At 64.4% G+C, this 26,350-nt stretch carries 31 protein-coding genes and 1 pseudogene; 28 read left to right on the forward strand and 4 right to left on the reverse strand.

Annotated features, from left to right (window positions below; genetic code table 11):
* Positions 1–5: 5 nt before the first annotated feature.
* The 24 genes from rpsQ (at position 6) to istB (ending at position 19,486) form a co-directional block, all read left to right on the forward strand.
* The gene (gene rpsQ / locus U1839_RS11355) at positions 6–278 is read left to right on the forward strand and encodes a 30S ribosomal protein S17 (RefSeq protein WP_281125371.1); all 273 of its coding nucleotides are present in this window, start codon (positions 6–8) and stop codon (positions 276–278) included.
* 61 nt (positions 279–339) lie between these two features.
* On the forward strand, positions 340–708 hold the full coding sequence (gene rplN / locus U1839_RS11360; RefSeq protein ID WP_281125370.1) for a 50S ribosomal protein L14: 369 nt from the start codon (positions 340–342) through the stop codon (positions 706–708).
* On the forward strand, positions 708–1,028 hold the full coding sequence (gene rplX / locus U1839_RS11365; protein ID WP_332803743.1) for a 50S ribosomal protein L24: 321 nt from the start codon (positions 708–710) through the stop codon (positions 1,026–1,028). The genes rplN and rplX overlap by 1 nt, the downstream gene beginning before the upstream one ends.
* Positions 1,021–1,614 (forward strand): 50S ribosomal protein L5, encoded by a 594-nt coding sequence (gene rplE / locus U1839_RS11370; protein WP_332803744.1) that lies wholly within the window; start codon positions 1,021–1,023, stop codon positions 1,612–1,614. The genes rplX and rplE overlap by 8 nt, the downstream gene beginning before the upstream one ends.
* A 38-nt stretch (positions 1,615–1,652) precedes the next feature.
* Entirely contained in the window at positions 1,653–1,958 is a 306-nt protein-coding gene (rpsN, locus tag U1839_RS11375) for a 30S ribosomal protein S14 (protein ID WP_281125367.1), read from the forward strand.
* A gap of 10 nt (positions 1,959–1,968) precedes the next feature.
* A complete protein-coding gene (gene rpsH, locus U1839_RS11380) occupies positions 1,969–2,364 on the forward strand; it encodes a 30S ribosomal protein S8 (protein ID WP_281125366.1) in 396 nt (131 codons plus the stop codon).
* Positions 2,364–2,897 carry a 50S ribosomal protein L6 gene (gene rplF / locus U1839_RS11385; RefSeq protein ID WP_332803745.1) on the forward strand — a complete coding sequence of 178 codons (534 nt, stop codon included), beginning with the start codon at positions 2,364–2,366 and terminating at the stop codon, positions 2,895–2,897. The genes rpsH and rplF overlap by 1 nt, the downstream gene beginning before the upstream one ends.
* Entirely contained in the window at positions 2,897–3,253 is a 357-nt protein-coding gene (rplR, locus tag U1839_RS11390) for a 50S ribosomal protein L18 (RefSeq protein ID WP_281125364.1), read from the forward strand. Before rplF ends, rplR begins: the two co-directional genes overlap by 1 nt.
* A gap of 2 nt (positions 3,254–3,255) precedes the next feature.
* The gene (gene rpsE, locus U1839_RS11395; RefSeq protein ID WP_332803746.1) at positions 3,256–3,993 is read left to right on the forward strand and encodes a 30S ribosomal protein S5; all 738 of its coding nucleotides are present in this window, start codon (positions 3,256–3,258) and stop codon (positions 3,991–3,993) included.
* A 5-nt stretch (positions 3,994–3,998) separates the two neighbouring features.
* On the forward strand, positions 3,999–4,199 hold the full coding sequence (gene rpmD / locus U1839_RS11400; RefSeq protein ID WP_281125362.1) for a 50S ribosomal protein L30: 201 nt from the start codon (positions 3,999–4,001) through the stop codon (positions 4,197–4,199).
* A 105-nt stretch (positions 4,200–4,304) separates the two neighbouring features.
* Positions 4,305–4,883 carry a 50S ribosomal protein L15 gene (rplO, locus tag U1839_RS11405; RefSeq protein WP_332803747.1) on the forward strand — a complete coding sequence of 193 codons (579 nt, stop codon included), beginning with the start codon at positions 4,305–4,307 and terminating at the stop codon, positions 4,881–4,883.
* A 117-nt stretch (positions 4,884–5,000) separates the two neighbouring features.
* Complete coding sequence (secY, locus tag U1839_RS11410) at positions 5,001–6,362, forward strand: preprotein translocase subunit SecY (protein WP_332803748.1); 1,362 nt, start codon at positions 5,001–5,003, stop codon at positions 6,360–6,362.
* A 30-nt stretch (positions 6,363–6,392) separates the two neighbouring features.
* Positions 6,393–7,046: an adenylate kinase gene (locus U1839_RS11415; RefSeq protein WP_332803749.1), complete on the forward strand. Its 654-nt coding sequence runs from the start codon at positions 6,393–6,395 to the stop codon at positions 7,044–7,046.
* Positions 7,047–7,129: 83 nt separating this feature from the next.
* Complete coding sequence (locus tag U1839_RS11420) at positions 7,130–7,669, forward strand: SRPBCC family protein (protein WP_332803750.1); 540 nt, start codon at positions 7,130–7,132, stop codon at positions 7,667–7,669.
* Between the two features lie 222 nt (positions 7,670–7,891).
* Complete coding sequence (locus U1839_RS11425; RefSeq protein ID WP_281125355.1) at positions 7,892–8,584, forward strand: winged helix-turn-helix domain-containing protein; 693 nt, start codon at positions 7,892–7,894, stop codon at positions 8,582–8,584.
* An 8-nt stretch (positions 8,585–8,592) separates the two neighbouring features.
* Positions 8,593–9,942, forward strand: a complete 1,350-nt coding sequence (locus tag U1839_RS11430) for a sensor histidine kinase (RefSeq protein WP_332803751.1) — start codon at positions 8,593–8,595, stop codon at positions 9,940–9,942.
* 447 nt (positions 9,943–10,389) lie between these two features.
* Positions 10,390–10,758: a 30S ribosomal protein S13 gene (rpsM, locus tag U1839_RS11435; RefSeq protein WP_281125352.1), complete on the forward strand. Its 369-nt coding sequence runs from the start codon at positions 10,390–10,392 to the stop codon at positions 10,756–10,758.
* A 57-nt stretch (positions 10,759–10,815) separates the two neighbouring features.
* Positions 10,816–11,205 (forward strand): 30S ribosomal protein S11, encoded by a 390-nt coding sequence (rpsK, locus tag U1839_RS11440; RefSeq protein WP_281125350.1) that lies wholly within the window; start codon positions 10,816–10,818, stop codon positions 11,203–11,205.
* A gap of 92 nt (positions 11,206–11,297) precedes the next feature.
* On the forward strand, positions 11,298–12,362 hold the full coding sequence (locus U1839_RS11445; protein ID WP_281125348.1) for a DNA-directed RNA polymerase subunit alpha: 1,065 nt from the start codon (positions 11,298–11,300) through the stop codon (positions 12,360–12,362).
* 179 nt (positions 12,363–12,541) lie between these two features.
* Positions 12,542–12,964: a 50S ribosomal protein L17 gene (gene rplQ / locus U1839_RS11450; protein ID WP_281125346.1), complete on the forward strand. Its 423-nt coding sequence runs from the start codon at positions 12,542–12,544 to the stop codon at positions 12,962–12,964.
* Positions 12,965–13,113: 149 nt separating this feature from the next.
* Positions 13,114–15,195: a prolyl oligopeptidase family serine peptidase gene (locus tag U1839_RS11455; protein WP_332803752.1), complete on the forward strand. Its 2,082-nt coding sequence runs from the start codon at positions 13,114–13,116 to the stop codon at positions 15,193–15,195.
* A 42-nt stretch (positions 15,196–15,237) separates the two neighbouring features.
* Positions 15,238–16,794 carry a glutamine-hydrolyzing GMP synthase gene (gene guaA / locus U1839_RS11460; protein WP_332803753.1) on the forward strand — a complete coding sequence of 519 codons (1,557 nt, stop codon included), beginning with the start codon at positions 15,238–15,240 and terminating at the stop codon, positions 16,792–16,794.
* Positions 16,795–17,253: 459 nt separating this feature from the next.
* Positions 17,254–18,819, forward strand: coding sequence for an IS21 family transposase (istA, locus tag U1839_RS11465; RefSeq protein WP_332803754.1), 1,566 nt, complete (start codon positions 17,254–17,256; stop codon positions 18,817–18,819).
* A complete protein-coding gene (gene istB / locus U1839_RS11470) occupies positions 18,752–19,486 on the forward strand; it encodes an IS21-like element helper ATPase IstB (protein ID WP_332803755.1) in 735 nt (244 codons plus the stop codon). Before istA ends, istB begins: the two co-directional genes overlap by 68 nt.
* 160 nt (positions 19,487–19,646) lie before the next feature.
* Here istB and U1839_RS11475 read toward each other — a convergent pair.
* Positions 19,647–20,324: pseudogene (locus U1839_RS11475) on the reverse strand (IS256 family transposase); the annotation flags it as partial.
* 71 nt (positions 20,325–20,395) lie between these two features.
* Positions 20,396–21,547, reverse strand: coding sequence for an acetyl-CoA acetyltransferase (locus U1839_RS11480; RefSeq protein WP_332803756.1), 1,152 nt, complete (start codon positions 21,545–21,547; stop codon positions 20,396–20,398).
* Positions 21,548–21,618: 71 nt separating this feature from the next.
* Here U1839_RS11480 and U1839_RS11485 point away from each other — a divergent pair, with 71 nt between their 5' ends.
* Both U1839_RS11485 and U1839_RS11490 read left to right on the forward strand, forming a co-directional pair.
* Positions 21,619–22,389, forward strand: coding sequence for an SDR family NAD(P)-dependent oxidoreductase (locus U1839_RS11485; protein ID WP_332803757.1), 771 nt, complete (start codon positions 21,619–21,621; stop codon positions 22,387–22,389).
* A gap of 29 nt (positions 22,390–22,418) precedes the next feature.
* On the forward strand, positions 22,419–22,787 hold the full coding sequence (locus tag U1839_RS11490) for a Zn-ribbon domain-containing OB-fold protein (RefSeq protein WP_332803758.1): 369 nt from the start codon (positions 22,419–22,421) through the stop codon (positions 22,785–22,787).
* On the opposite strand, the gene U1839_RS11495 is transcribed toward U1839_RS11490, so the two are convergent.
* Positions 22,784–23,995 carry a CaiB/BaiF CoA transferase family protein gene (locus U1839_RS11495; protein ID WP_332803759.1) on the reverse strand — a complete coding sequence of 404 codons (1,212 nt, stop codon included), beginning with the start codon at positions 23,993–23,995 and terminating at the stop codon, positions 22,784–22,786. The two genes, U1839_RS11490 and U1839_RS11495, sit on opposite strands and share 4 nt — an antisense overlap.
* A 79-nt stretch (positions 23,996–24,074) precedes the next feature.
* On the opposite strand from U1839_RS11495, the gene U1839_RS11500 reads away from it, so the two are divergent.
* The gene (locus U1839_RS11500; RefSeq protein WP_332803760.1) at positions 24,075–24,824 is read left to right on the forward strand and encodes a ThuA domain-containing protein; all 750 of its coding nucleotides are present in this window, start codon (positions 24,075–24,077) and stop codon (positions 24,822–24,824) included.
* On the opposite strand, the gene U1839_RS11505 is transcribed toward U1839_RS11500, so the two are convergent.
* A complete protein-coding gene (locus U1839_RS11505) occupies positions 24,821–25,483 on the reverse strand; it encodes a TetR/AcrR family transcriptional regulator (RefSeq protein ID WP_332803761.1) in 663 nt (220 codons plus the stop codon). The genes U1839_RS11500 and U1839_RS11505 overlap by 4 nt on opposite strands.
* Before the next feature lie 117 nt (positions 25,484–25,600).
* On the opposite strand from U1839_RS11505, the gene U1839_RS11510 reads away from it, so the two are divergent.
* Positions 25,601–26,329 (forward strand): SDR family oxidoreductase, encoded by a 729-nt coding sequence (locus tag U1839_RS11510; protein ID WP_332803874.1) that lies wholly within the window; start codon positions 25,601–25,603, stop codon positions 26,327–26,329.
* The last annotated feature ends 21 nt before the right edge of the window (positions 26,330–26,350 follow it).

A 26,350-nucleotide genomic window follows, 5' to 3' on the forward strand; every position in this document is an offset into this window, starting at 1 on the left:
GAGACATGCCGAAGCGCGTGCTGACCGGAGTGATCGTCTCCGACAAGGGCGAAAAGACGGTGGTCGTGAACGTGGAGCGCAAGGTCAAGCATGCGCTCTACGGCAAGATCATCCGTCGTTCGAAGAAGTATCATGCCCATGACGAGGGCAACGAGTACAAGGCCGGTGAGACGGTGCGGATCGAAGAGACCGCCCCGATTTCCAAGCTGAAGACCTGGAAGGTGATCGATCGGGTTAACACCCATGCGACGCCGGAGCGGGTCGACGTCGACGCGTAAGCGTCCATTTTAGGCGGGTGCCGGTCAGCAATCGGCCCCAGAGTGAGAAGGAAGCGGATCGATGATCCAGATGCAGTCCAATCTCGACGTCGCTGACAACAGCGGCGCGAAGCGGGTGCAGTGCATCAAGGTGCTGGGCGGCTCGAAGCGTCGCACGGCCGGCGTCGGCGACATCATCGTCGTCAGCGTCAAGGAAGCACAGCCACGCGGCCGCGTGAAGAAGGGCGACGTGCACCGTGCTGTCATCGTTCGCACGCGCAAAGACATTCGTCGCGCCGATGGCTCGGTCATCCGCTTCGATTCGAACGCGGCAGTGCTGGTCAACAAGAACGAGGAGCCGATCGGCACCCGTATCTTCGGGCCGGTCGTGCGCGAACTGCGCGGCAAGAAGCACATGAAGATCATTTCGCTCGCGCCGGAGGTGCTGTGATGGGTGCCGCAAAGATCAAGAAGGGCGACAAGGTGATCGTTCTGTCCGGCAAGGACAAGGGCAAGACCGGTGAAGTGACCCGCGCCATGCCCAAGGACGGCAAGGTCGTCGTGTCGGGCGTGAACGTCGCGATCCGCCACACCAAGCCTACCCAGGGCGACCCGCAGGGTGGCCTGAAGCGCGCGGAAGCGCCGATGCACATTTCCAAGGTCGCGCACGTGACCGCGGACGGCAAGCCGACCCGCGTTCGTTTCGAGACGACCGCCGACGGCAAGAAGGTCCGCGTTGCGGTCAAGACCGGGGAGAAGATCGATGGCTGATGCCAGCTACAAGCCCCGGATGAAGGGCCTTTACGACGACACGATCATCAAGGCGATGACCGAGAAGTTCGGCTACAAGAACGCGCTCGAAGTGCCGCGGATCGACAAGATCGTGCTCAACATGGGCGTGGGCGAAGCGACGCAAGACAAGAAGAAGGTCGAGAAGGCAGCTGTGGAAATGCAGCTGATCGCCGGCCAGAAGCCTGTCGTCACCAAGGCGAAGAAGTCGATCGCACAGTTCAAGCTGCGCGAGGGCATGCCGATCGGCGTGAAGGTTACCCTTCGCCGCGAGCGCATGTACGAGTTCCTCGACCGCTTCATCACGATCGCGCTGCCGCGCGTTCGCGATTTCCGCGGGCTGAACCCGAAGAGCTTCGATGGGCGCGGCAATTATGCCTGCGGCCTGAAAGAGCAGCTGATCTTCCCGGAGATCAGCTATGACCAGGTCGACCAGATGCGCGGCATGGATGTGATCGTGGCGACGACCGCGAAGACCGACGACGAGGCGCGCGAGCTGCTCCGTCTGTTCGGCTTCCCGTTCCCGCCCGAGGTTGTTAGCGAAACCGAAGAGAAGAAGGCAGCGTAAGCTGCTGATTTCCTAAGACAGGAAGAGAGCTTAAGTCGATGGCGAAACTGAGTTCGATTAACAAGAACGAGCGTCGCAAGCTGCTGGTGAAGAAATATGCCGGCCGCTATGCGAAGCTGAAGGCGCAGGCAAAGGATGCCTCGCTCGATGAGGGCGAGCGTCTGATCGCGCGCCTCAAGATGGCGGAAATTCCGCGCAACGGTAACCCGACCCGCATCCGCAATCGCTGCGAGCTGACCGGCCGCCCGCGCGCTTATTACCGCAAGTTCCGCCTCTGCCGTATTCAGCTGCGCGATCTGGCCAACAAGGGCCTGATCCCCGGCGTTACGAAGTCGAGCTGGTAAGGATCACGAGATGGCATTGACCGATCCCCTGGGTGACATGCTCACCCGCATCCGCAACGGCCAGCGTGCGCGCAAGGACTCCGTCCTTTCGCCCGCGTCGAAGCTGCGCGCTCGCGTCCTCGACGTGCTGCAGCGCGAGGGCTATATCCGTGGCTACAGCGAAGAAGAGATGGGTCCTGCAAAGGGCATCCGCATCGAGCTGAAATATTTCGAAGGGCAGCCGGCGATCAAGCACGTCGCGCGCGTTTCGAAGCCCGGCCGTCGTGTCTATTCCGGCTCGCAGGAACTCCCGCGCGTCATGAATGGCCTCGGCATCACCATCGTTTCGACGCCCAAGGGTGTTCTGTCCGACGCGGAAGCGCGCGAGCAGAATGTCGGCGGCGAAGTGCTCGCGGAGGTATTCTGATGAGCCGCATCGGTAAAAAACCGGTCGCGATCCCGAGCGGTGTCACCGCTTCGATCGACGCCGGCGTGCTGAGCGTGAAGGGCCCCAAGGGCACCCTGGCACTCAATATGCGCGACGAGATCAGCTACACGCTGGAAGACGGCGGCATTTCGGTGGTTCCGGCCAACGACACCAAGCGCGCTCGCGCGTTCTGGGGCATGCAGCGGACGCTGGTGCAGAACCTGGTGACGGGTGTCAGCGATGGCTTCACCAAGAAGCTGCTGATCACCGGCGTCGGTTATCGCGCCGACTCCAAGGGCAAGGTGCTCAACCTGAAGCTCGGCTACAGCCATGACGTCAACATCGACGTGCCGGCCGATCTCGACGTAAAGACCCCGGACAACACGACGGTCGAGATTTCGGGCGCCGACAAGCAGAAGGTCGGCCAGCTGGCCGCCGAAATCCGCCGCTGGCGTAAGCCCGAGCCCTACAAGGGCAAGGGCATCAAGTACGAAGGCGAGTTCATCTTCCGCAAGGAAGGGAAGAAGAAATAATGACCAAGGGAATGTCACTGTTCGAGAAGCGGCGCCGCCGCAATCGCACCGCGCTCCGCGCGCGGGGTGGCCAGCGTCCGCGCCTTTCGGTGCATCGCTCGGGCAAGCATATCTATGCCCAGGTGATCGACGATGCGCAGGGCACGACGGTCGCTTCGGCATCGACGCTGGAGAAGGACGTGCGCGGCACGGCCGGCTCGAACGTCGCCGCGGCCACCGAGGTGGGCAAGCGTGTTGCGGAAGCAGCCAAGGCGGCCGGCGTGACGCAGGTCGTGTTCGACCGCGGCGGTTTCCTGTTCCACGGTCGCGTCAAAGCGCTGGCGGAAGCCGCGCGTGAAGCCGGATTGGAGTTCTAAGAATGGCCGACGAAACCAACCAGCCGGAAGTCCAGGCTGCTCCCGACGGCGCGCCGATGGATGCGCCGCAGGGCGGTCCGGGTCGTGGCCCGCGTGGCGGTCGTGGTCGTGGTGGCCCGGGCGGCGGTCCCGGCGGCGGCAATCGCGGTGGCCGTGACGGCAACCGCGGCGGGCGTCGCGACGATCGTCGTGGCGGCAGCGATGATGGCGGCGAAGAGCTGATCGAAAAGCTCGTCCACATCAACCGCGTCTCCAAGACGGTGAAGGGCGGCAAGCGCTTTGGCTTTGCGGCGCTCGTCGTCGTCGGCGACGGCAAGGGCCGGGTCGGCTTCGGTCATGGCAAGGCACGCGAAGTGCCGGAAGCTATTTCCAAGGCGACGGCCGCTGCCAAGAAGGCGATGGTACGCGTTCCGCTGCGCGAGGGTCGCACGCTGCATCATGACGGCAATGGCCACTTCGGTGCCGGCCGCGTGACGCTGCGCTCGGCGCCGCAGGGTACCGGCATCATCGCCGGCGGCCCGATGCGCGCCGTGTTCGAGAGCCTTGGCGTGGCGGACGTGGTGACCAAGTCGGTCGGTACGTCCAACCCGTACAACATGATCCGGGCGACCTTCGAGGCACTGACCTCGCAGACCTCGCCCAAGGCCGTGGCACAGCGCCGTGGCAAGAAGATCGCCGACCTGCTCGGCCGTGGTGGTTCACAGACCGCCCAGGCCGACGCCGAAGCGATCGTGGAGTAAGACAGATGGCGAAGAAGCAGGAAGCCGCCGGTAAGACGGTGACGGTGACCCAGACCGGGTCGCCGATCCGTCGCGAGAAGGATCAGCGCGCGACGCTGATCGGTCTCGGCCTCAACAAGATGAACCGCACGCGCGAGCTGCAGGATACCCCCGAGGTTCGGGGCATGATCCGCAAGGTTGCGCACATGGTGTCGGTCTCCGAATAATCCTCCGGTCCTTTCCCGTTCGCGGGAGAGGGCAGGGTGGTAATCTCCCAACATTTTCTCCCGCACGCGGGGGATGCGCGACAAAAGCGAAAGCGAGTGCACGACATGAAATTGAACGAAATCCGCGACAATGCGGGCGCCCGTAAATCCCGTATGCGCGTCGGACGCGGCATCGGCTCGGGCAAGGGCAAGACCGGTGGCCGTGGTCACAAGGGTCAGAAGAGCCGTGAGGGCGTTTCGATCGCCGGCTTCGAGGGTGGCCAGATGCCGCTCCACATGCGTCTGCCGAAGCGCGGCTTCAACAACGTCTTCGCCAGCGATTTCGCCGAAGTGAATCTCGGTGCGATCCAGAAGGTGATCGACGCCGGCAAGCTCGACGTCAACGCCACGATCGATCACGCGACGCTGAAGGCCGCGGGCCTGGCGCGTGGCGGCAAGGACGGCGTGCGGCTGCTCGGCAAGGGTACGCTGACCGCCAAGCTGAGCTTCTCGGTCAACGGCGCGTCGAAGGGCGCGATCGAGGCAGTCGTGAAGGCCGGCGGTTCGGTCGCGGTGATCCCGCACGTGCCGGCGGCTGAAAAGGCGGCTGCCAAGAAGGGCAAGGCCCGTCTCGCGCGCATCGCCGTCAAGGCCGAGAAGTCGGCCGACGCGGCCAGCGCTGCCAAGGCAGCCAAGGCGAAGTAACTTTTCGTCCCTGCCTTTTTGTCGCCGGGGTTAGACAAGGCCGAATGGGCGCCTATATGAGCGGCGGGGGCGCGGACAACGCATCTCCGCCGTTCTCGTTTCAGGACCAACACCATAATGGCATCCGCAGCCGACCAGATGGCCTCCGGGCTCAACCTGTCAAAATTCGCGCAGGCGACCGATCTCAAGAAGCGCCTATGGTTTACCATCGGCGCGCTGATCGTGTTCCGGCTGCTGTCCTATGTCCCGCTGCCGGGCATCGACGCGACGCAGCTGAGCTTCCTCGCCGACAAGACCAATGGCGGCGTGCTCGACTTCTTCAACAATTTTTCGGGCGGTTCGCTCAAGCGGATGAGCATCATCGCGCTGGGCGTGATGCCGTACATCACCGCTTCGATCGTCGTGCAGCTCGCCACGTCCTTGTCGCCGCAGCTCGCCGCGATCAAGAAGGAAGGCGAGAGCGGGCGCAAGCGGCTCAACCAATATACCCGCTATGGCACGGTCGCGCTGACCGCGGTGCAGGGCTATTTCCTCGTCGCCGGGCTTGAGGCCTATGGCGTCAACGAGGGCCATCCGGCGGTCGTCGATCCCGGCATGCTGTTCCGCATCGTCGCGGTCATCTCGCTCGTCGGCGGCACCATGTTCCTGATGTGGATCGGTGAGCAGATCACCAGCCGCGGCATCGGCAACGGCATGTCGCTGATCATCATGTCGGGGATCGTCGCCAATCTGCCGACCAACCTCTACAACCTTGCCGAAGGTGGCCGTTCGGGTTCGCTCGATACCACGCGCTTCATCGGCATTGTCGTCGCGGTCGTCGGGCTGGTTCTGTTCATCTGCTTCATGGAGCGCGCGCAGCGCCGGATCCTGATCCAGTATCCGAAGCGACAGACGCAGCGCGGCATGCAGGCCGATCGCAGCCATCTGCCGTTGAAGCTCAACACCGCCGGGGTCATCCCGCCGATCTTCGCCTCGTCGCTGTTGCTGATGCCGGTGACGATCACCCAGTTCGCCGGCAAGCCCGGCGGCACGGGCTGGTGGAACGACCTGGTGATCTCGCTCAACCAGTATCTCCAGCACGGCTCGCTGGTGTACATGCTGCTCTATGGTGGCGGCATCCTGTTCTTCTCGTTTTTCTACACCGCCGTGGTGTTCAATCCGGAAGAGACCGCCGAGAATCTCAAGCGCTATGGCGGGTTCATCCCCGGCATTCGCCCGGGCAAGGCGACCGAGAATTATTTCGACTATGTGCTGACGCGCATCACCGTGATCGGGGCGGCCTATCTCGCCGTCATCTGTCTGGTGCCGGAATATCTCGTCTCGGCGCTGGCGATCCCATTCTATCTCGGCGGGACCAGCCTGCTCATCGTCGTCAATGTGACGATGGACACGGTCACGCAGATCCAGAGCCACTTGCTTGCGCACCAATATGGTGACCTGATCAAGAAGGCGAAATTGAAGGGTGGGCGTCTCCGCTAAGAGCGACGCGCGCCGCAAGGGAGCAGGGGCTTGAACATCATTCTCTTGGGTCCGCCTGGTGCCGGTAAGGGCACGCAGGCGAGCCGGTTGGAAGCCGATCGCGGCATGGTCCAGCTGTCGACGGGCGACATGTTGCGCGCGGCCGTCAATGTGGGGACGCCGGTCGGGCTTCAAGCCAAGGCCGTTATGGCTGCGGGCGAACTCGTCTCCGACGCGATCGTCTCGGGCATCATCGGCGAGCGGCTCGACCAGCCCGACACCAAGCAGGGCGTGATCTTCGACGGTTACCCCCGCACGGCGGCGCAGGCCGAGCAGCTCGACGCGCTGCTCGCGGAGCGCGGTCGGACGCTCGACAAGGTGATCGAACTCGAAGTCAACGAGGACGCGCTGGTCGCACGCATCGTCGGTCGGTTCACCTGCGCCAAGTGCGGCGCGGGCTATCACGACACTTTCAAGCAGACCAAGGTCGCCGGTGTCTGCGATGTCTGCGGATCGAGCGATTTCAAGCGGCGCCCCGACGACAATGAGGAAACCGTGCGCACGCGCATGGCCGAATATCGCGCCAAGACCGAGCCGATCATTCCGATCTACCAGCAGCGCGGGCTGCTCGCGCGTGTCGACGGCATGGCCGATATCGATGTCGTGACACAGGCCATCGCGGCGATTCTTGACGCGGCGAAATAAGCGCGCGGAAAATCGTCTGCGGGGGATGACGAAGCGGCTGTGTCGGCGGTAGTATGCCCTCGTTGAATCACGGGGAGGTTCGAATGTACCGCTACGCCTTGCTTGCCGCCCCGCTTCTCGCGCTGGGCCCCGCTGCGCCGGCCGAAGTCACCCAGTCGAGCGCCGCGGGGTTCGAGATTACACAGGCCGTCACCGCCGACGCACCGATCGCGCAAGTGTGGGAGACGCTGCGCGCCCCGCAACGCTGGTGGGACAAGGAACATACCTATTCCGGCGATAGCGCGAACCTCTATCTCGACAGTCAGGCCACGGGGTGTTTCTGCGAGCGCCTTCCCGGAAAGGGCAGCATCGAGCATGCCCATATCGTCTATATCCAGCCGCCGCGCATGATGCGCCTCGTGGGCGGTCTCGGTCCGCTCCAGGCCGAGGCGGTCAATGGTACCTTGACCTTCAAGCTCGATCAGGAAGGGGCCAATGCGACGCGGATCACCATGACCTATGTCGTCGGTGGCTATGTACGCGCCGGCGCAGACACGCTGGCGCCCAAGGTCGACGAGGTGCTGGCCTTGCAGATGATCAATCTGAAAAAGGCCGCCGAGGCCCCGCCGCCGACTGCAAAATAATGCGCGCCGCCCCGAACGCGAGGCGATGACAATTTCTTCATGCCGGCTTCATCGCCGGGCGCGCCGCGTCGCCCTAAAGAGGGCGCATCGCCGATGCACGCGGTGGAAGAAATTGTCAGTTCGGTGTCCGCACTCCCGGGGACACCGAAGGCCGGCGGGGAGTTCGCTTTCCGCCGGCCTCATTTCCTTATAGGCTTGCCGTTCTTTTCGGAAATGTCACCCATGACCCGCAAGCTGTTGATCGTCGAGGATGATGCCGCCACGGCGAGTTATCTCGCCAAGGGTTTGGGCGAAGCCGGCTTCTCGGTCGAGACCTGCGCCGATGGCCGCGATGGTCTTTTCCTCGCCACCGAGGGCATCTTCGACCTGATCATCGCCGATCGCATGTTGCCCGGCCTCAACGGGGTGGCGATGATCGGTGCGATCCGCGCCGCCGGCATCCGCACGCCGGTGATGATCCTGTCCGCGCTGGCAACGGTCGACGACCGCATCGACGGGCTTCGCGCCGGCGCCGATGATTATCTCGTCAAACCCTTCTCCTTCGCCGAGCTGTCCGCGCGGGTCGAGGCGCTGTTGCGCCGGTCCGAGCATGTCCCGGTCAATGCCCAGCCGACGCGGCTCGTCGTCGGCGACCTCGAAATCGACCTGCTCGGACGTACCGTGACGCGCGAAGGGCGCTCGATCGCGCTCGGCGCACGCGAGTTCAACTTGCTGGAATATCTCGCGCGCCATGCCGGCCAGGTCGTGACGCGCACGATGATGCTGGAGAAGATCTGGAACTATCACTTCGATCCGGGGTCGAACGTCGTCGATGTCCATATCGGCCGGCTCCGCCGCAAGATCGAAGAAGGCTTTGGCGCGCCGATCCTGCACACCGTGCGCGGCGCCGGTTATCGCCTGTCGGTCGAGGCATAACTCGGCCAATGCGCCTGTCGGTTACCGCGCGCATCGCGCTGCTGGCGATCGGCCTGGCCCTGATTTCCAACCTCGTCCTGGTGGCGTTTGTCTGGCAACAGGTCCACGATCACGCGCTCGATGCGCTGCGCCGCGACACGATCGAACAATCCGACGCGCTGGTGGCGGTGTACCGTTCGGGCGGCATCGGCGCGCTGACCCGCGCGATCGATGAGGCGCGCGCGCCCGGTGATCGTTCGCTGGTGATCGCCATCGTCGACAACAGCGGACAACGGCTCGCCGGTGTGGGGCCTGACGATATCACCGTTTCGGGCTCGCCGGCACCGACCACCTTCCGCATGGGCATGATGGGCGCTGCGCCGCCCTGGTCCGAGCGCGAGGCGGGATATTCGGTCCGCCCGATCGGCCCGAACTGGCTTGTCAGCGGGCGCCTGCTCGACGACTGGGAACAGGAGCAGCGCGACATTGCCAGCGCGATGCTCGCCGCGACCTTGCTGTCGCTGGCGCTCGGCATCGGCGGCGGCCTGGTGGTGACGCGCTATGTCGGTCGTCGCCTGAACAGCGTCGCCGATGCGATCGAGGGTGTCGCCGGCGGCGACCTGTCGCGCCGCGTGGTCGGTGCTCCGGGCGGCGGCGACGCGTTCGACCGGCTGGCGACCCGGCTCAACGGCATGCTGGACAAGGTCGAGCGGCTGATGACCGAACTTCGCGTGGTGACCGACAGTCTGGCGCATGACTTGCGGTCGCCCCTAGCGCGGCTGCGCACCAAGACCGAGACCGCGGTGTTGCTAACCGACCCGGGGCAACGCGATGCCGCGCTCGGCGGGCTGTTGGTCGAGACCGATCTCGTGATGCGCATGCTGACCATGCTCATCGAGATCAGTCGCGCCGAGTCGGTTTCGCGTGATCGCTTCGCGACCGTCGATCCGGCCGCGCTGGTCGAGGAAATCGCCGAGCTTTACGAGCCCGTCGCCGAGGAAGCGGGGTTGACCTTCACCACGGTGATCGAACTCCATCCGCTTCGCATCACGCTCCACCGCGAGTTGATGACGCAGGCGATCACCAATTTGATCGACAATGCCCTGCGACACGGTGCGGTGGGCCGGGAAGTGACGCTGCGGCTGTCGAGCGAGCATGGCGATGTTCGCTTTCAGGTCGAGGATCGCGGTCCGGGTATCGCGGACAGCGATCGCGGGCACGCGCTCAGTCGCTTCGGGCGCCTCGATAATGCGCGCAGCACCCCGGGTGCAGGCCTGGGCCTGTCGCTGATTGCCGCAGTCGCGCGGTTGCATGGCGGGCGCTTTGAACTTGGCGACAATGCGCCGGGCCTGAAGGCGGCGATCATCATTCCGGCCTGAACCGGCAGAGCTGGGCGAGGCTATGTCATTGTCGTCCCGCCGACGGTACATCGCAAGATTGGGTGGTTTTCACCATCAGCGGTACGCGAAGTTCTGTGGCTTATCGCCGCTTTGCGGGGCTCGCGCGCTTATTTGAGGCTTGGGCGATATTGCTCATCAAAGCGGCTCTCATATGCGATCGGCGTGACACGGTGCCGGTCGCTGCTATAATAGCCTGAGCTACGAGAAGCTATTCGGCCGTCCGGATAAGGAATTGGTCACCCTGTCGTGTCCGCGCGCCGCACGCCGCTTGACAGGAGCCCTGCCGGCTCCTAATTGACTATTATTCCGAAACACCGGTTTCCGGCGGCGCTTGTTTGCGCTCGCCGGTATCTTGCGTTTCGGTTTGCAACGCGTTGAGATGGGGTGCGCTGCCATGCACCCTGTGGAGCTAGGAGAACAAGTTTCATGGCACGTATCGCCGGGGTCAATATCCCGACCAATAAGCGCGTCGTTATCGCGCTGACCTACATCCACGGTATCGGCCCCGCCAAGGCGAAGCAGATCACCGACAAGCTGAACATCGCCGCCGAGCGCCGCGTGCAGGACCTGACCGATCAGGAAGTGCTGCAGATTCGCGAAGCGATCGATGCCGATCACACCGTCGAAGGTGATCTGCGTCGCGAGACCGCGATGAACATCAAGCGCTTGATGGATCTCGCCTGCTACCGCGGCCTGCGCCATCGCAAGGGTTTGCCGGTTCGTGGCCAGCGCACGCACACCAATGCGCGCACCCGCAAGGGCAAGGCCAAGCCGATCGCCGGTAAGAAGAAGTAAGACGCTGGGCGGCCGCGCGCCGCTCGCTCTTCCAGCAAACAGGTCAGGAATTCCACTATGGCACGCGAACCTCAGCGCATCCGGCGCCGTGAACGCAAGAATATCACGTCCGGCGTCGCGCATGTGAACGCCAGTTTCAACAACACTATGATCACCATCACCGATGCCCAGGGCAACGCCATTTCATGGTCGTCCGCCGGCACGATGGGGTTCAAGGGCAGCCGCAAGTCGACGCCGTACGCGGCGCAGGTCGCTGCGGAAGACGCGGGCAAGAAGGCCGCCGAGCACGGCGTCCGCACGCTCGAGGTCGAGGTCAAGGGTCCGGGTTCGGGTCGCGAGTCGGCGCTTCGTGCGCTGCAGGCGGTCGGTTTCCAGATCACGTCGATCCGCGACGTGACCTCGATCCCCCACAACGGCGTTCGTCCGTCCAAGCGCCGTCGCGTCTGATTTTCGTCGGCCCGCGCGCGATTGATCACGCTGCGCGGGCGATTTTCACGGCCAGAGCAAGCCCCCGCTCCGGCCCTAGATAGGGGAAGCCCGTGTCCGTCAACGCTAAGAACTGGCAGGAATTGAAGAAGCCGAGCGGCCTCGAAAAGAAGCCGGGCGGCGATCAGAAGCGCAAGGCGACCTTCGTCGCCGAGCCGCTGGAGCGTGGCTTCGGCCTGACGCTCGGCAACGCGCTACGTCGCGTGTTGCTTTCGTCGTTGCAGGGTGCCGCCGTCACCTCGATCAAGATCGAGAATGTGCTGCACGAATTCTCGTCGCTGGCGGGTGTCCGCGAGGACGTTACCGACATCGTGCTCAACGTGAAGCAGATCGCGCTCAAGATGCAGGGCGAGGGGCCCAAGCGCCTCCAGCTCTCCGCGACCGGTCCTGCTGAAGTGAAGGCCGGCGACATCGCCGTCTCGGGCGACATCGAAGTGATGAACCCGGAGCTGGTGATCTGCCATCTCGACGACGGCGCGACGCTCAACATGGAGCTCACCGCCGATGTCGGTAAGGGCTATGTCGCGGCGATCGCCAACCGCCCGGCCGATGCGCCGATCGGCCTGATCCCGGTCGATGCGCTGTACTCGCCGGTGCGTCAGGTGTCGTACAAGGTCGAGAACACCCGCGTCGGGCAGGAACTCGATTACGACAAGCTCACGCTGACCGTCGAGACCGACGGCACGATCACGCCTGATGACGCGGTCGGCTATGCCGGTCGCATCCTGCAGGACCAGCTCGCGCTGTTCGTTCACTTCGACGATTCGCTCGTCTCGCGCGCTGCACCGGTCGGCCATGCCGCCCCGGCCGCTGCCGGCGAGGTGTCGGGCGACACGCAGCAGATCAACCGCTATCTGCTCAAGAAGGTCGACGAGCTCGAGCTGTCGGTGCGCAGCGCCAACTGCCTCAAGAACGACAACATCATCTATATCGGCGATCTGGTCCAGAAGACCGAAGCCGAGATGCTGCGCACGCCGAATTTCGGCCGCAAGTCGCTCAACGAGATCAAGGAAGTGCTGTCGAGCATGGGTCTCCGCCTGGGCATGGAAATCCCCGGCTGGCCGCCCGAGAACATCGAAGAGATGGCGAAGAAGCTCGAGCAGGAAATCATGGGGTAAGCCGCTCGGCCCGTTCCGCGTCATCCCGGCGAAAGCTGGGATCTCGTGGTTCGGGCCGGACGCTTTCCTCAGGGAGATCCCGGCTTTTGCCGGGATGACGGTTTTTTTTGGGTGGCCTCTCCGTCGCCACCTGGTCCCGGGTACCTGACACGGCCCCCGAACGAACGAAGGAAGTTACCATGCGTCATCGCGTAGGCGGCCGTAAGCTGCAGCGTACCTCGGCCCATCGCATTGCGTTGTTCCGCAACATGTCGGCCGCACTGATCAAGCACGAGCAGATCACCACCACCGTCGCCAAGGCGAAGGAGCTTCGCCCCTATGTCGAGAAGCTGATCACGCTCGCCAAGAAGGGCGGCCTGTCCAACCGCCGTCTGGCGCATGCGCGGTTGCTCGACGATGCCCAGCTCGTGAAGCTGTTCGACGTGCTGGCGGCGCGCTACGCCGACCGCAACGGCGGCTACACCCGCATCATCAAGGCCGGCATCCGCCAGTCGGACGCTTCGCCGATGGCGATCATCGAATTCGTCGATCGTGATGTCACCGCCAAGGGCCAGGATTCGGGCCCGGTGATGAACGACGAGGATTACGAAGACGCGGCCTGAACGCCGCGGCATCGCCGATCTTGACGGGGCCTCGCGAAAGCGGGGCCCTTTTTCGTGGGTGGCGCTTGTCCGTCAACGTGCCGCGCTCGATATGAAGGGCATCGCCGTTGCCCATCGCGCCGCGGATCAATGCAAAGGCCGCGCCTTCCATGTCTGACTCGATCGCCTATCCCGAAACGCGCCGCGATGACGTGGTCGAGAAGCATTTCGGCACGGCCGTTGCCGATCCCTATCGCTGGCTCGAGAACGACGTCCGCACCGATAGGGAGGTGCGGAGCTGGGTCGAAGCCGAGAATGCCGTCACCGAGACTTATCTCGCGACGCTCCCCGGTCGCGACATCTTCGCGGGCCGGCTGACCGCATTGATCGATTATGAGCGCGTCGGCGTGCCGGTGAAGAAGGGCGGGCGCTATTTCTATGCGCGCAACAGCGGGTTGCAGAATCAGGCGGTGCTCGTCGTGCGAGAGTCGCGCGATGATATGGCCGCGCGGCTGTTGATCGATCCCAATGGCTGGTCGTCGGATGGCGCCATGGCGTTGGCGGAATGGGTTCCGTCGGAGGATGGCGGCAAGATCCTCTATGCCGTGCAGGACGGTGGTAGCGACTGGCGGACGGTCAAGGTCATGGACGTCGTCACCGGCGAAATCCTGCCTGACACCGTCGAATGGGTGAAGTTCTCCCATCTCGCCTGGGCGAAGGATGGGTCGGGTTTCTATTACTCGCGCTTTGCCGCGCCGGCCGAGGGTGCCGCCTTTCAGGCGCTCAACGAGAATCAGGAAATCCATTTCCACTGCATCGGGACGGCGCAGACGCTTGACCGGTTGGTCTATGCCACGCCCGAGGCGCCGCGGCGCGGCCATAGCGCGCAGGTCACCGATGATGGCGACTGGCTGGTCATCACCACGCATGAGGGCACCGACAATCGCTATGAGGTCACCGTCGTCGATCTGACGCGTGCCGATACGAAACCGCGCACGATCTTCGCCGGGCTCGAGAACCAGTGGAGCCTGGCTGGCAATATCGGGGCGAAATTCTACTGGGTCACCAACAAGGATGCACCCCGGCCGCGGATCGTCGCGACCGACCTGGGGGCGTCCGACGTGGTGGCGTCGCTCGAGGTGATCGTGCCCGAAGACGTGGCCGTGCTCGACGGTGCGTCGATCGTCGGTGGCAAGCTGCTCGCCAGCTACCTCGTCGACGTGAAAAGCGAGGTTCGCCGCTATGCGCTCGACGGTACGCTCGAGGCGCTGGTCCCGCTCCCGGGCATCGGCAGCGCGAGCGGCTTCGGCGGTGATGACCGCGATCCCGAAACCTTCTTTGCCTTCACCAGCTTCGCCATGCCGGCGACGATCTATCGCTACGATGTCGAGACCGGCACGACGATGCCCTGGGCTGCGCCAAAGATGGCCTTCGACCCCGCGCGCTACGTCGTGACACAGCGCTTCTACGCGTCGCGCGACGGCACCCGGGTTCCAATGTTCATCGTCAGCCGGAATGATCTTCCCGCCGGGCCGGCGCCGACCCTGCTTTATGGCTATGGCGGCTTCAACGTGTCGTTGCCGCCGGGCTTCTCGGCGACGCGGCTTGCCTGGCTCGAACAGGGCGGGGTGCTCGCCATCGCCAATCTGCGCGGCGGCGGCGAATATGGCCAGGATTGGCATGACGGCGGTCGCCTCGCCAACAAGCAGAATGTCTTCGACGATTTCATCGCCGCGGCCGAGAATATGATCGCGCAGGGTGTCACCACGCAGGACAAGCTGGTCATCCAGGGCGGCTCGAACGGCGGGCTGCTGGTCGGTGCGGTGGTCAACCAGCGCCCGGACCTTTTCGCCGCCGCGATCCCGCAGGTCGGCGTGATGGACATGCTGCGCTTCGATCGCTTCACCGCCGGCCGCTATTGGGTCGACGATTATGGTCATCCGTCGCGGGAGGCCGATTTTCGCACGCTGTTTGCCTATTCGCCCTATCATAATGTTCGTGCGGGCCGCGACTATCCGGCGATCCTCGTCGAGACCGCCGATACCGATGATCGTGTCGTTCCCGGGCACAGCTTCAAATATGCCGCGATGCTCCAGTCGCTCGACCTCGGCCCGAAACCGCGCCTCATTCGGATCGAGACCCGTGCCGGCCACGGCTCGGGCAAGCCGACCGACAAGATCATTGCCGAAGCCGCCGACAACTGGGCCTTTGCCGCGCACTGGACCGGCATGAAGGTAAAGCCGATTCGATAGCGCGGGGACTTCCGCGTCGCGCGGCATCTGCTATCCGGCAGCATGACCCAGCACAGCGACTCGATCCTCATCGTCGATTTCGGAAGCCAGGTGACCCAGCTCATCGCGCGCCGCGTGCGCGAGGCGGGGGTCTATAGCGAAATCGCCCCGTTCACGACCGCCGCCGAGGTGTTTGCGCGGATGAAGCCGGCAGGCGTGATCCTGTCGGGCAGCCCGGCCTCGGTGCATGACGAGGGTAGCCCGCGCGTGCCGCAGGCGATCTTCGATTCGGGCGTGCCGGTGCTCGGCATCTGTTACGGCCAGCAGGTCATGATGGCGCAACTCGGTGGCAAGGTCGTGCTCGGCGAAGCCGGCGAGTTCGGCGAAGCCTTTATCGAGGTGCAGGACAATTGTGTGCTGTTCGACGGACTGTGGTCGATCGGCGAACGCCACCAGGTGTGGATGAGCCACGGCGACAAGGTCGTCCAGCTCGCGCCGGGTTTTCGGCCGGTCGCGGTCAGCCCGGGCTCACCGATCGCCGTCGTCGCCGACGATGCACGGCGCTATTACGCCACCCAGTTCCACATGGAGGTGGCGCACACCCCCGATGGCGCAAAGCTGATCGCCAATTTCGCGCGCCATGTCTGCGGTCTCAAGGGCGACTGGACGATGGCCGGGTACCGTGCCGCCAAGATTGCCGACATCCGCGCGCAGGTCGGCAAGGGCCGGGTGATCTGCGGCTTGTCGGGCGGTGTCGACAGCGCAGTGGCGGCGGTGCTGATCCACGAGGCGATCGGCGAGCAGCTGACCTGCGTCTTCGTCGACCACGGCCTGATGCGCGCCGGCGAGGCCGATCAGGTCGTCAGCCTGTTCCGCAACCATTATAATATCCCGCTGGTCCATGTCGACGCGTCGGAGAAGTTCCTCGGCGGCCTTGCCGGCGTCACCGACCCCGAGGCCAAACGCAAATTCATTGGCGGCGCCTTCATCGAGATATTCGAGGAGGAAGCACGCAAGATCGGTGGTGCCGAATTCCTCGCCCAGGGCACGCTCTATCCGGACGTGATCGAGAGCGTCAGCTTCACCGGCGGCCCGTCTGTGACGATCAAGAGCCACCACAATGTCGGCGGGCTGCCGGCGCGCATGAACATGACCCTGGTCGAGCCGCTGCGCGAGTTGTTCAAGGACGAAGTCCGAGTGCTCGGCCGCGAGCTCGGCTTGCCCGAAATCTTTGTCGGTCGTCACCCCTTTCCGGGGCCGGGCCTCGCCATCCGCATCCCCGGTGAGGTCACCAAGGAACGCTGCGACATCCTGCGCAAGGCCGACGCGATCTATCTCGAGGAGATCCGTGCCGCGGGCCTGTACGACACGATCTGGCAGGCGTTCGCCGTACTGCTCCCGGTGCGTAGCGTCGGCGTAATGGGCGATGGCAGGACCTATGACAATGTCCTCGCGCTCCGCGCGGTCACCTCGACCGACGGCATGACCGCGCAGGCGTTCCAGTTCCTCGGCGACTTCCTGCCGCGCGTCGCGACGCGACTCGTCAATGAAGTGCGCGGTATTAATCGGGTAACCTACGACTATACCTCGAAGCCGCCGGGCACGATCGAGTGGGAATGATTCGGAGCGTTTGAAGACCTCCGACTACGATCGGGGTTGTGCTCGTAAGTGTTTCTAAAATAATTATTTCTCTTCGAGTGCGTTCGAGGACGTTCGGTAGGCAGCATTCGCGCCTGACGGCGGTGCTGACGGTTGCGCCCCCCTGTTGACGGCGTCGCTTTTCGAAGTACCGTCAGGCTCTCAAACACAGGCGACGGTCTTTTTGGCCGCATAACCTCCTGAAAGGAAAGTGATTTCCTTGCGGGAGACGTATGTTTTGAGAGTGACGGCCTTTTTCGCGGAGAAGGGCAAGATGCTGACGGATGCTGCACTTAAATCACTGAAACCAAGGGATAAGCCGTACAAGGTGTGAATCGGCCTGCAATATTGACCCCTTTCGGGGCTGATCGGCTTCCAAAATTGACCCCCTTAACGGATGCGGTTCACGCCTCGTCGCTTTGCGGCGGAGGCGCGTGGGAGATGCTGGTCGTGGAGACAGTGGCGCGCATCCGGCGCGAGTTTTTCGTCAAGGGCAAGTCGATCAAGGAGATCGTGCGCGACCTCGGCGTGTCGCGGAACACGGTCAGGAAGGTGCTGCGCTCGGGCGAGACGGCGTTCGCGTACGAGCGCAGCGTGCAACCACTGCCGAAGCTGGGGCCATGGACCGCCGATCTGGATCGGCTGCTGGAGACGAACGATCGCAAGACGCGGCGCGAGCGGCTGACGATGATCCGCGTCTTCGAGGAGTTGCAGGGGCTCGGCTATCGCGGCGGTTACGACGCGGTCCGGCGCTATGCGGGGGCGTGGCACCGCGAGCGATCGGTGGCAACCGCAGCAGCCTACGTGCCGCTGAGCTTCGCGCCAGGCGAGGCTTACCAGTTCGACTGGAGCCATGAGATCGTCGTCATCGCTGGCGCCACGACGACGGTGAAGGTTGCACACATGCGGCTTTGCCACAGCCGGATGTTTTACGTGCGGGCCTATCCGCGCGAGAGCCAGGAGATGGTGTTCGACACTCATGACAGGGCGTTCGCGTTCTTCGGCGGCGCCTGCCAGCGCGGTATCTACGACAATATGAAGACGGCGGTCGATACAATCTTCGTCGGGCGCGAGCGGCGCTATAACCGCCGCTTCGAGCAGATGTGCGGGCACTATCTGGTCGAACCAGTGGCGTGCACGCCGGCGTCGGGCTGGGAGAAGGGACAGGTCGAGAATCAGGTCGGCCTGCTGCGCGAACGCTTCTTCACGCCGCGGTTGCGGTTCAAGAGCTACGCCGAGATGAACGCTTGGCTGGAGGATCGCTGCGTCGCGCGATCGAAGCAGGCGGCGCATCCCGAGTTGAAGGATCGCACCGTCTGGGAGGTGTTCGAGGCGGCCGACCGCCCTACGCTGATCGCCTATCGCGGGCCGTTCGACGGCTTCCATGCGCTGCCGGCGTCGGTATCGAAGACCCTGCTGGTGCGGTTCGATTACAACAAATACTCGGTCCATGCAGCTGCTGCCGGGCGACCGGTCGAGATCCACGCCTATGCTGACCGGATCGTCGTCCGCCAGGATGGCGAGATCGTTGGCGAACATGCTCGCCGGTTCGGTCGCGACCAGACGATCTATGATCCCTGGCATTACGTGCCGGTACTGGCGAGGAAGCCCGGCGCGTTGCGCAACGGCGCGCCGTTCAAGGACTGGCCGCTTCCGCCCGCGATCGAGCGGGTACGGCGACGCCTCGGCGGCCATGCCGATGGCGGTCGCCAGATGGTCGGCATCCTGAGCGCGGTAACGACCGATGGGCTTGATGCGGTCGAGGCCGCCTGCGCCGAGGCCCTGGCGGGCGGTACGGTCAGCCGCGACGTCGTGCTCAACATCCTGACCCGTCAGCGCGAGCCATCAGCGCCGCTGACCATCGCCACGCCCGAGGCGCTGCGGCTTGTCCATGAGCCGGTCGCCGACTGCGCCCGATACGACAGCCTGAGGAGCTTTTATGGAACGCCACGAGATCCTGGAGATGATGGGAACGCTGAAGCTTGCCGGCATGCGGCACGCCTATGACGAGGTGATCACCGACGCGGTGAAGCGGCAGCACGCCCCCGGCCGCGTGGTCGGTGATCTGCTGAAAGCCGAGATCGACGAAAAGCAGGCGCGCTCGATCAAATATCAGATGACGATCGCCAAGCTGCCGCTGGCCAAAGACATTACCGGCTTCGATTTTACCGCGACGCCGATCAACGAAGGGCTGGTCCGCGACCTTGCCACCGGAGCGTTCCTGGCCAGTCAGCGCAACGCCGTGCTGGTCGGCGGGACCGGCACCGGCAAGACGCACCTTGCCATCGCGATCGGGCGATCCTGCGTGCGCACCGGCGCCAGGGTCAGATATTACAATACGATCGACCTGGTGAACCGGCTCGAGGCCGAAAGCCGCGCCGGTCGTGCCGGGCGGATCGCCGAGCATCTCTCGCGGCTCGATCTCGTGATCCTCGACGAGCTCGGCTATCTGCCGTTCGCGCTGTCGGGCGGGCAGCTACTGTTCCACCTGGTCAGCCGCCTTTACGAGCAGACCTCGATCGTGGTCACCACCAACCTCGCGTTCGGCGAATGGCCCAGCGTGTTCGGCGACGCGAAAATGACCACCGCGCTGCTCGATCGGCTGACCCACCACTGCGACATCGTCGAGACCGGCAACGAGAGCTGGCGGTTCAAAAGCCGCGAAGCTGCCTGACGGCGAAAAGATGCAATCGGCATGGGTGTGCGCCGGCTCCGGGCTACGCCCTCCGCCGCCGCACACCCATGCCGACCTTCCTTACGCCCATCGGTAGGATCGAAGCAGCGGGGTCAATGTTGGACGCCGTTCGGGGGTCAAGATCCCACGCCGGTTGACACTCCGTGCCGCGGTTCTTGAGCTCGTTCATCACCCTGAGCCAGAACTTGGCGCCCTCATTCTGTTCGAGCCACAGGCCGAGCACTTCCTTGGCGCCATCGGCGCGGACGCCCAGCGCGATGTGGATCGCCTTGTTGCGCACCATACCCTCGTCGCGGATCTTGACCCGGATCGCGTCGAAGAAAACGAGCGGGTAACAGGCATCGAGCGGCCGCTGTTGCCAGGTAGCAACCTCATCGAGCACCGCGTCCGTCACCGTGCTGATCAGGTCGGGCGAGACGTCGATGCCGTACAGATCGCGCAAATGCCCGGTGATCTCCCGCGTGCTCATGCCGCGCGCATACATCGACACGATCTTGTCATCGAAGCCGGGGAAGCGCCGCTGATACTTGGCGATCAGCTGCGGATCGAAGCTCGACTGACGATCGCGCGGCACGTCGATCGCCAGCCTGCCCGTCTCGGTCATCACGGTCTTCCGGCCGTAGCCGTTGCGCGTGTTGCCGGCGCCATCATCGCCGGCCAGGTGGTGATCCATCTCTGCGTTCAAGGCGCGTTCGGTCAGAGCCTTCTTCAGAGAATCAAGCAGGCCGCCCTGCTCAAACGCGGCACTCGCCGCGCCTCCCGCCAGCAACTGGTCGAGAAGCTCGTTCGGTATCGCAGGCTCTTTGCGTCGGGACATACTGGGGCTCCTTTTTTACCCATTATGCCCGCCCACACACGGAAATCCTGACAGTCCCATGGCCCGACACCTCAATCGGCGGACGATCCCAGAATCAGCGTCGCCTGGCTCGACAATGCGCCGCCATTGCCATGTGCCAGTGCCAGCGTGGCGCCGTCGATCTGCGATGCTGCCTCGCCACGGAGCTGGCGGACCGCCTCGGTGATCGCGAGCAGCCCGTACATGCCGGGATGTGCGCAGGAGAGACCTCCGCCATTGGTATTGACCGGCAGCACGCCGCCCGGTCCGATCGCGCCGCCCGCGACGAAATTGCCGCCCTCGCCCTTTGGACAAAAGCCTAGGTCCTCGAGGAACAGGATCGTGTTGATCGTGAAGGCGTCATAGAGCGAGACGACGTCGATATCCCGCGGCCCGATGCCCGCCATCGCATAGGCACGGCGGCCCGATTCGGCGGCGGCGGTCGTGGTGAGATCGGCCATTGCGGAAATGTCGTTGTGCGTCGTCGCCGCGGCGGCGCCGAGCACATAGACCGGCGCGCGCCGCAGATCGCGCGCGCGATCGGCGCGCGTCATGACGATCGCCGCCGCGCCGTCCGTCACGAGGCAGCAATCGCGCGCCGACAACGGGCTGCTGATCAGCCGCGCGTTCAGGCAGTCGTCGATGCTCAGCGGTCCCTTGGCGAATGCCTCCGGGTTGCGGTTGGCCCAGCCGCGCGCGGCGACGGCGACCTCGGCGAGTTGCGCGCGCGTGGTGCCATATTGGTGCATGTGGCGCGCCGCCGCGAGCGCATAGCTGCTGACCGGAAAGAGCGGACGATAGGGCGCTTCCCATGTCGAACTGCGCGCGGCGGAAACGAGCTTGCCGCCGGCACCACTACGCTGGTTCGATCCATGCGCGATCAGCGCCACATCGATCATCCCGGCGTCGAGCATGGCGGCGGCGGTGACGACGTGGCTGATGAACGCCGAGCCGCCGGTGCGATTATTGTCGGTGAAGCGTGGTTGCAAGCCAAGCACCTGGGCAAAGGTCAGGCCGGCGAGGAAATCATCGGGCGTGCAGATGAACAGTGCATCGACATCCCCCAGTGCTACGCCGGCGTCCGCCAAGGCGATCTGCGCGGCTTTGGCGGCGAGCTCCATCGAACTCCAGCCTGGCATCTCGCCCAGCCCGAAGGTCGCTGCACCGACGATCGCGGTCTGCGCGCGGGGAAATTGCTCGGCCATCCTCATCTCCTGCCAGCAGTTGCCCTGCCGTGGTCCGCGGCTTAGCGAAGTCGCGCACAGGAGCAATATCGATGACGATTCAAGCACCGACCAATCCGATGACGATGGCCGGGAGAGTGATTCTCGTCACCGGCGCGAACCAGGGCATCGGGCGCGCGGTCGTCGATCTGGCGATCGCGCTGGGTGCGCGCGTTGCGGCCGTCGATGTCGATATCTCCGGGCTTGCCGAGAGCGACCAGCTCCTGCCGATCGCCTGCGACGTCAGCCGCGCGGCCGATGTCGAGGCGTCGGTGGCGGCCGCGCTCGCCCGGTTCGGGGGCATTGACGGCCTGGTCAACAATGCCGGCATCTCGCGACCGTCAATGGCCGACCGGATGACGCTGGCGGCGTGGCAGGCGGTGATCGATGTCAACCTGACGGGCAGCTTCCTGATGCTGCAGGCGGTCGGCGCCCGGATGGTGGCGGATGCCAAGCAGGGGATTCCCGGCGAGCGCGCGATCGTCAACATCGCGTCGGATGCCGGACGACGCGGTACCGTCGGCCAGATCAACTATGGTGCGGCCAAGGCCGGCACGATCGGCCTGACGATGAGCGCGGCGCGCGAATGGGCGCGCTACGGCATCCGGGTCAACGCGATCAGCTTTGGCATTGTCGAGACGCCGATGACCGAAACCATCCGTGAGGAGCGGTTCCGCGACACCTATTTGCAGCAGATCCCGCTTGGGCGGTTCGCGCCGCCCGAGGAAGTCGTCCAGCCGGTACTGTTCCTGCTGTCGGGGGCGGCGTCCTACGTCACCGGGCAAACCTTGTCAGTCAATGGCGGCTATGTGATCAGTGCCTGAAGCTGGCGGCCAAGAGGAGACGCGTCGAAATGAGTCCCGAAACCGGTCCTGAAGCGCATTGGCGACAGGCGCTCTCCGAAGGCCGCTTCCTGTTGCAGCGCTCACCCGTCGACGGACGCCATTTCTTTCCGCCGCGCGTGATGGCGCCGTCGCCGGGCGGCGATGCGCTGGACTGGATCGAGGCGTCGGGCAGGGGCGTGGTGCATTCGGTGACCGTGATCGGCCCGAAGCCGCCGGCCGAACCCTATAATGTCGTGCTCGTCGATCTCGATGAGGGGCCGAGGATGATGAGCCGGGTCGAGGGGCTGCCCGCCGCCGCAGTCACGATCGGCATGCCGGTACGCGCGCGGATCGCCGAAGAGGACGGCGTGCCGATCCTTGTGTTCGATCCCGCCTAGCCCGCCACGGCGCGCAGCGCGCCCGACCCTTCCAGCGCGGTAATCTCGCGCGCCGTATACCCGGCTTCGGCCAGCACTTCATGATTGTGGGCACCGAGTGCCGGGCCGATATCGCCGACCGCGCCGGGCGTTTCGGAAAAGCGCGTCGGGACCCCCGGCATGCGCACCGGGCCAAGCGCACTGTCGGCGCGATGCCAGAAGCCGGTTGCCGCAAGATGCGGATCGTCGAGCAGGTCGCTGGTCGAGAAGATCGGCATTGCGGGGATTTCCGCCTCGCGAAACGCTTCCATCCATTCATCGGTCGTCCGCGTGGCGATCACGTCGCCGAGCCGGCCAAGCACGGTGCCGATATTCTCCGTCCGGCTGGTCATCGACGAGAATATCGCATCGCGCGACCAGTCGGGATCGCCGATCAGCGCAAAGAAGCTGCGCCATTGCTTGTCGTTGTAGATCATCAGCCCGATATGGCCGTCGCGCGTGCGATAGGGGCGCCGATCGGGGGCGGTGACGCGGGGATATTCCGCCGGGCCGCTGGGCGGCTCGGTCACCGCGCCACAGAGATGCTCGGCCATGACGAACGACGTCATCGTCTCGAACATCGGAACCTCGATTTCCTGCCCCTTGCCGCTGCGTTCGCGCGCGAACAGCGCCGCGATCACCGCATAGGTCCCGGTCAGCCCGGCAACCTTGTCGGCGACCGCGCTCGCGACATAACCGGGGTCGCCGCCGGTCAATCGACCCTGCAGCGATGCCAGTCCCGAAGCGGCCTGGACGATATCGTCATAAGCGGGGAAATCCGCATAGGGACCGCCGCGGCCAAATCCGTATAGATTGGCGTAGATGATTCGCGGATTGGCATCCTTGAGTGCCACATAATCAAGTCCCAGCCGCTCGATCGCGGCGCCGCGCATCGAATGGATGAACACGTCCGCCGTCGCGGCCAGCCGCAACACGACGTCGCGCCCGGCCGCGGTCTTCAGATCGATCGCGATGCTGCGTTTGCCACGGTTGATGTTGACGAACATCGCGCCCTGGCCGGGGGCGAGCACGGGCGGGAGGCGACGCGTCGTATCGCCTTCGGGGCTTTCGATCTTGACCACGTCCGCGCCGAGATCCGCGAAGATCTGCGTCGCATAGGGGCCCATCAGCACACTGGTGAGATCGAGGACCGTGACCCCGGCCAGCGGCCCGCTCGCTTGACCGCTCATCGATGGTCCGCCACTTGGGTGTTCATTGAACGCCTTGTCCTAACCGGGTCGGTCGACCCTCAAGCCACGAGCACCGATCATGACGCACGTTCACGTGGTGGCCGCCGGGAAGTATCACGATATCGATTTTGCGCGGCTCGAGTTGCTCAAGCTGCTCGCCGAGAAGCCTGCTATCCGGACCAGCGTCGCGGCCGACTATGCGTCGACCGGGCACCTCGCCACTGCCGATTTTCTGATCACCTATACCTGCGACCTCGCGCCCAGCGACGATGAGGTCGCGGCACTCGCAGCCTTTCTCGAGCGCGGCGGGCGCTGGCTGGCGCTCCACGGGACGAATTCGCTGTTGCGGTTTCTCGAGGACGGCACGGTGGCGACGCCCGACGATGCGCCGGGCTTCATGGAGCTGCTCGGAACCCGATTCGCGGCGCATCCGCCGATCGGCGCGTACAAGGTACACATCACGCGCGACGACCATGTGATGACGCGCGGCCTGCGCGCCTTCAACACGATCGACGAGCTTTATCTGGTGCGGCCGACCGCGCCGATCGACGTGCTGATGCACACCAGTTTCACGGGCAGCTGCCCGGAATTCGTCGATCGCGAATGGGACGAGGCGCAGGTGCCGGTACTCTACGAACGCCGGCTCGGGCGCGGGTCGGTGCTCTATCTCACGCTGGGCCATTGTCGCGGCCATTATGATCTCGCGCCGATCAGGCCGTTCAATCCGCATCCCGAGCGCGGCAGCTGGAACTACCCGATCTTCTACGAACTGCTGCGCCGGGCGATCGCCTGGGGTGCGCGAGATGAGGAAGCCGGCCATTCCGCCTAGGCTGACGATGCCGCTGGTTTCAGCGCCTCGATCTGGCGTTCGAGATCGCACAGGATCGGCTCGACCATCGCATCGTCGATGCCATGGGTCAGACGGTTGATCGCCATTCCCTCGAGGACGTTCTGCGACAGCGCCAGTGCGAGATCGAAACGTGCGCGATCACCCTGCCATTCGGGAAATAGCTCGATGGCCTGCTTGTACCAGCGGTTCCGGAAGTCCTCCTGGGCGGGAACCAGGATATTGGCGAGATCCGGGTCGGTGCGCGCGGCGATGGCGAGTTCGTGGAAAGCGGTGAAGGTCTGGCTCGACACCTGTTTCCAATAGGCGCGCACCAGATTGTGGACATCGTGAACGGTCGATCCCGCGCTGCGCCGGAACGCCTGGAGGCGCTTCTCGTGCAGTTCGGCGATCGCCGCCTGCATCAGGGCACTGCCATTCTCGAAATGATGCAGCATCGCCCCGCGCGACATCCCCGCCTCGTCCGCGACGCGCGGCGTGGTGGTGCGCGCATAGCCGTGCTTGACGATGCAGCGGATCGTCGCTTCGATCAGGCGCGACCGCGTTGCCGCGCTTTTCGACGCCTGAAGCGTGGGCGCGTGGCTGGCATTGAGTTTGGTCGACTGTGCTGCGCTAACGGCCATCCGATCCGGGGCCTCCATGAATAAAAGACAATCATGATTGTTTTTGCTTTGACAGGCAACCGATAGCGGCGCCTTATCGCGAATAAATAATAAGCAGGGAGTCGAGCATTGGGAAGGGTAGTTGGGAAGGTCGCGTTGGTCACGGGCGCCGGGTCGGGGCTCGGCAGGGCCGATTGCCTGATGCTGGCGGCCGAGGGGGCGATGGTTGTCGTTAGCGATATCAATGCCGTGACGGCGCAGGCGGTGGCCGACGAGATTGGCGAGAACGCGATCGCCGTTCAGCATGACGTGTCGAGCGAGGCGGACTGGCAACGGGTGATCGCGGCGACCGAGGCGCGCTTTGGCGGGCTCCACATCCTGGTCAACAATGCTGGCATCGTCGTCGTTGCCGATCCCGAGGAGACCACGCTCGAACAGTTCCGCAAAGCCAATGCCGTGATGTCCGAAGGCGTTTTTCTGGGCTGCAAGCATGCGATCCCGCTGATGGCGCGATCGGGAGGCGGGTCGATCATCAACATGTCCTCGACGGCAAGCCATCTCGGCTATCCGGTGTTTTTCGCCTATTCCGCGGCCAAGGGCGCGGTGCGGGCGATGACCAAGTCGATCGCGATCCATTGCCAGGCCAAGGGCTATGGCATCCGGTGCAATTCGGTCCATCCCGCGTCGATCGAGACACCGATGATCCAGTTTGCCGAAGGGCGCGAGGGGGCCGAAAACACGGTGCCCGACGGCGTGTTGCCGGCCGGTGCGGTCGGGGCGCCGAAGGATGTCGCCGCACTCGTCCTCTACCTCGCATCGGATGAGTCGCGCTTCGTGAACGGGACGGAGATCATGATCGACAATGCACTCGTGATCAGCCCATAAAAAAGCAATCATGATTGTTTT

It is taken from the genome of Parasphingomonas halimpatiens (assembly GCF_036663795.1).
Lineage (GTDB): Bacteria > Pseudomonadota > Alphaproteobacteria > Sphingomonadales > Sphingomonadaceae > Sphingomonas.

Bases quoted from the DNA above. Each gene is read 5' to 3' on its own strand.
- rpsQ (WP_281125371.1), top strand. From the start codon at position 6: ATGCCGAAGCGCGTGCTGACCGGAGTGATCGTCTCCGACAAGGGCGAA.
- rplN (WP_281125370.1), top strand. From the start codon at position 340: ATGATCCAGATGCAGTCCAATCTCGACGTCGCTGACAACAGCGGCGCG.
- rplX (WP_332803743.1), top strand. From the start codon at position 708: ATGGGTGCCGCAAAGATCAAGAAGGGCGACAAGGTGATCGTTCTGTCC.
- rplE (WP_332803744.1), top strand. From the start codon at position 1,021: ATGGCTGATGCCAGCTACAAGCCCCGGATGAAGGGCCTTTACGACGAC.
- rpsN (WP_281125367.1), top strand. From the start codon at position 1,653: ATGGCGAAACTGAGTTCGATTAACAAGAACGAGCGTCGCAAGCTGCTG.
- rpsH (WP_281125366.1), top strand. From the start codon at position 1,969: ATGGCATTGACCGATCCCCTGGGTGACATGCTCACCCGCATCCGCAAC.
- rplF (WP_332803745.1), top strand. From the start codon at position 2,364: ATGAGCCGCATCGGTAAAAAACCGGTCGCGATCCCGAGCGGTGTCACC.
- rplR (WP_281125364.1), top strand. From the start codon at position 2,897: ATGACCAAGGGAATGTCACTGTTCGAGAAGCGGCGCCGCCGCAATCGC.
- rpsE (WP_332803746.1), top strand. From the start codon at position 3,256: ATGGCCGACGAAACCAACCAGCCGGAAGTCCAGGCTGCTCCCGACGGC.
- rpmD (WP_281125362.1), top strand. From the start codon at position 3,999: ATGGCGAAGAAGCAGGAAGCCGCCGGTAAGACGGTGACGGTGACCCAG.
- rplO (WP_332803747.1), top strand. From the start codon at position 4,305: ATGAAATTGAACGAAATCCGCGACAATGCGGGCGCCCGTAAATCCCGT.
- secY (WP_332803748.1), top strand. From the start codon at position 5,001: ATGGCATCCGCAGCCGACCAGATGGCCTCCGGGCTCAACCTGTCAAAA.
- U1839_RS11420 (WP_332803750.1), top strand. From the start codon at position 7,130: ATGTACCGCTACGCCTTGCTTGCCGCCCCGCTTCTCGCGCTGGGCCCC.
- U1839_RS11425 (WP_281125355.1), top strand. From the start codon at position 7,892: ATGACCCGCAAGCTGTTGATCGTCGAGGATGATGCCGCCACGGCGAGT.
- U1839_RS11430 (WP_332803751.1), top strand. From the start codon at position 8,593: ATGCGCCTGTCGGTTACCGCGCGCATCGCGCTGCTGGCGATCGGCCTG.
- rpsM (WP_281125352.1), top strand. From the start codon at position 10,390: ATGGCACGTATCGCCGGGGTCAATATCCCGACCAATAAGCGCGTCGTT.
- rpsK (WP_281125350.1), top strand. From the start codon at position 10,816: ATGGCACGCGAACCTCAGCGCATCCGGCGCCGTGAACGCAAGAATATC.
- rplQ (WP_281125346.1), top strand. From the start codon at position 12,542: ATGCGTCATCGCGTAGGCGGCCGTAAGCTGCAGCGTACCTCGGCCCAT.
- U1839_RS11455 (WP_332803752.1), top strand. From the start codon at position 13,114: ATGTCTGACTCGATCGCCTATCCCGAAACGCGCCGCGATGACGTGGTC.
- guaA (WP_332803753.1), top strand. From the start codon at position 15,238: ATGACCCAGCACAGCGACTCGATCCTCATCGTCGATTTCGGAAGCCAG.
- istA (WP_332803754.1), top strand. From the start codon at position 17,254: ATGCTGGTCGTGGAGACAGTGGCGCGCATCCGGCGCGAGTTTTTCGTC.
- istB (WP_332803755.1), top strand. From the start codon at position 18,752: ATGGAACGCCACGAGATCCTGGAGATGATGGGAACGCTGAAGCTTGCC.
- U1839_RS11480 (WP_332803756.1), bottom strand. From the start codon at position 21,547: ATGGCCGAGCAATTTCCCCGCGCGCAGACCGCGATCGTCGGTGCAGCG.
- U1839_RS11485 (WP_332803757.1), top strand. From the start codon at position 21,619: ATGACGATTCAAGCACCGACCAATCCGATGACGATGGCCGGGAGAGTG.
- U1839_RS11490 (WP_332803758.1), top strand. From the start codon at position 22,419: ATGAGTCCCGAAACCGGTCCTGAAGCGCATTGGCGACAGGCGCTCTCC.
- U1839_RS11495 (WP_332803759.1), bottom strand. From the start codon at position 23,995: ATGAGCGGTCAAGCGAGCGGGCCGCTGGCCGGGGTCACGGTCCTCGAT.
- U1839_RS11500 (WP_332803760.1), top strand. From the start codon at position 24,075: ATGACGCACGTTCACGTGGTGGCCGCCGGGAAGTATCACGATATCGAT.
- U1839_RS11505 (WP_332803761.1), bottom strand. From the start codon at position 25,483: ATGGAGGCCCCGGATCGGATGGCCGTTAGCGCAGCACAGTCGACCAAA.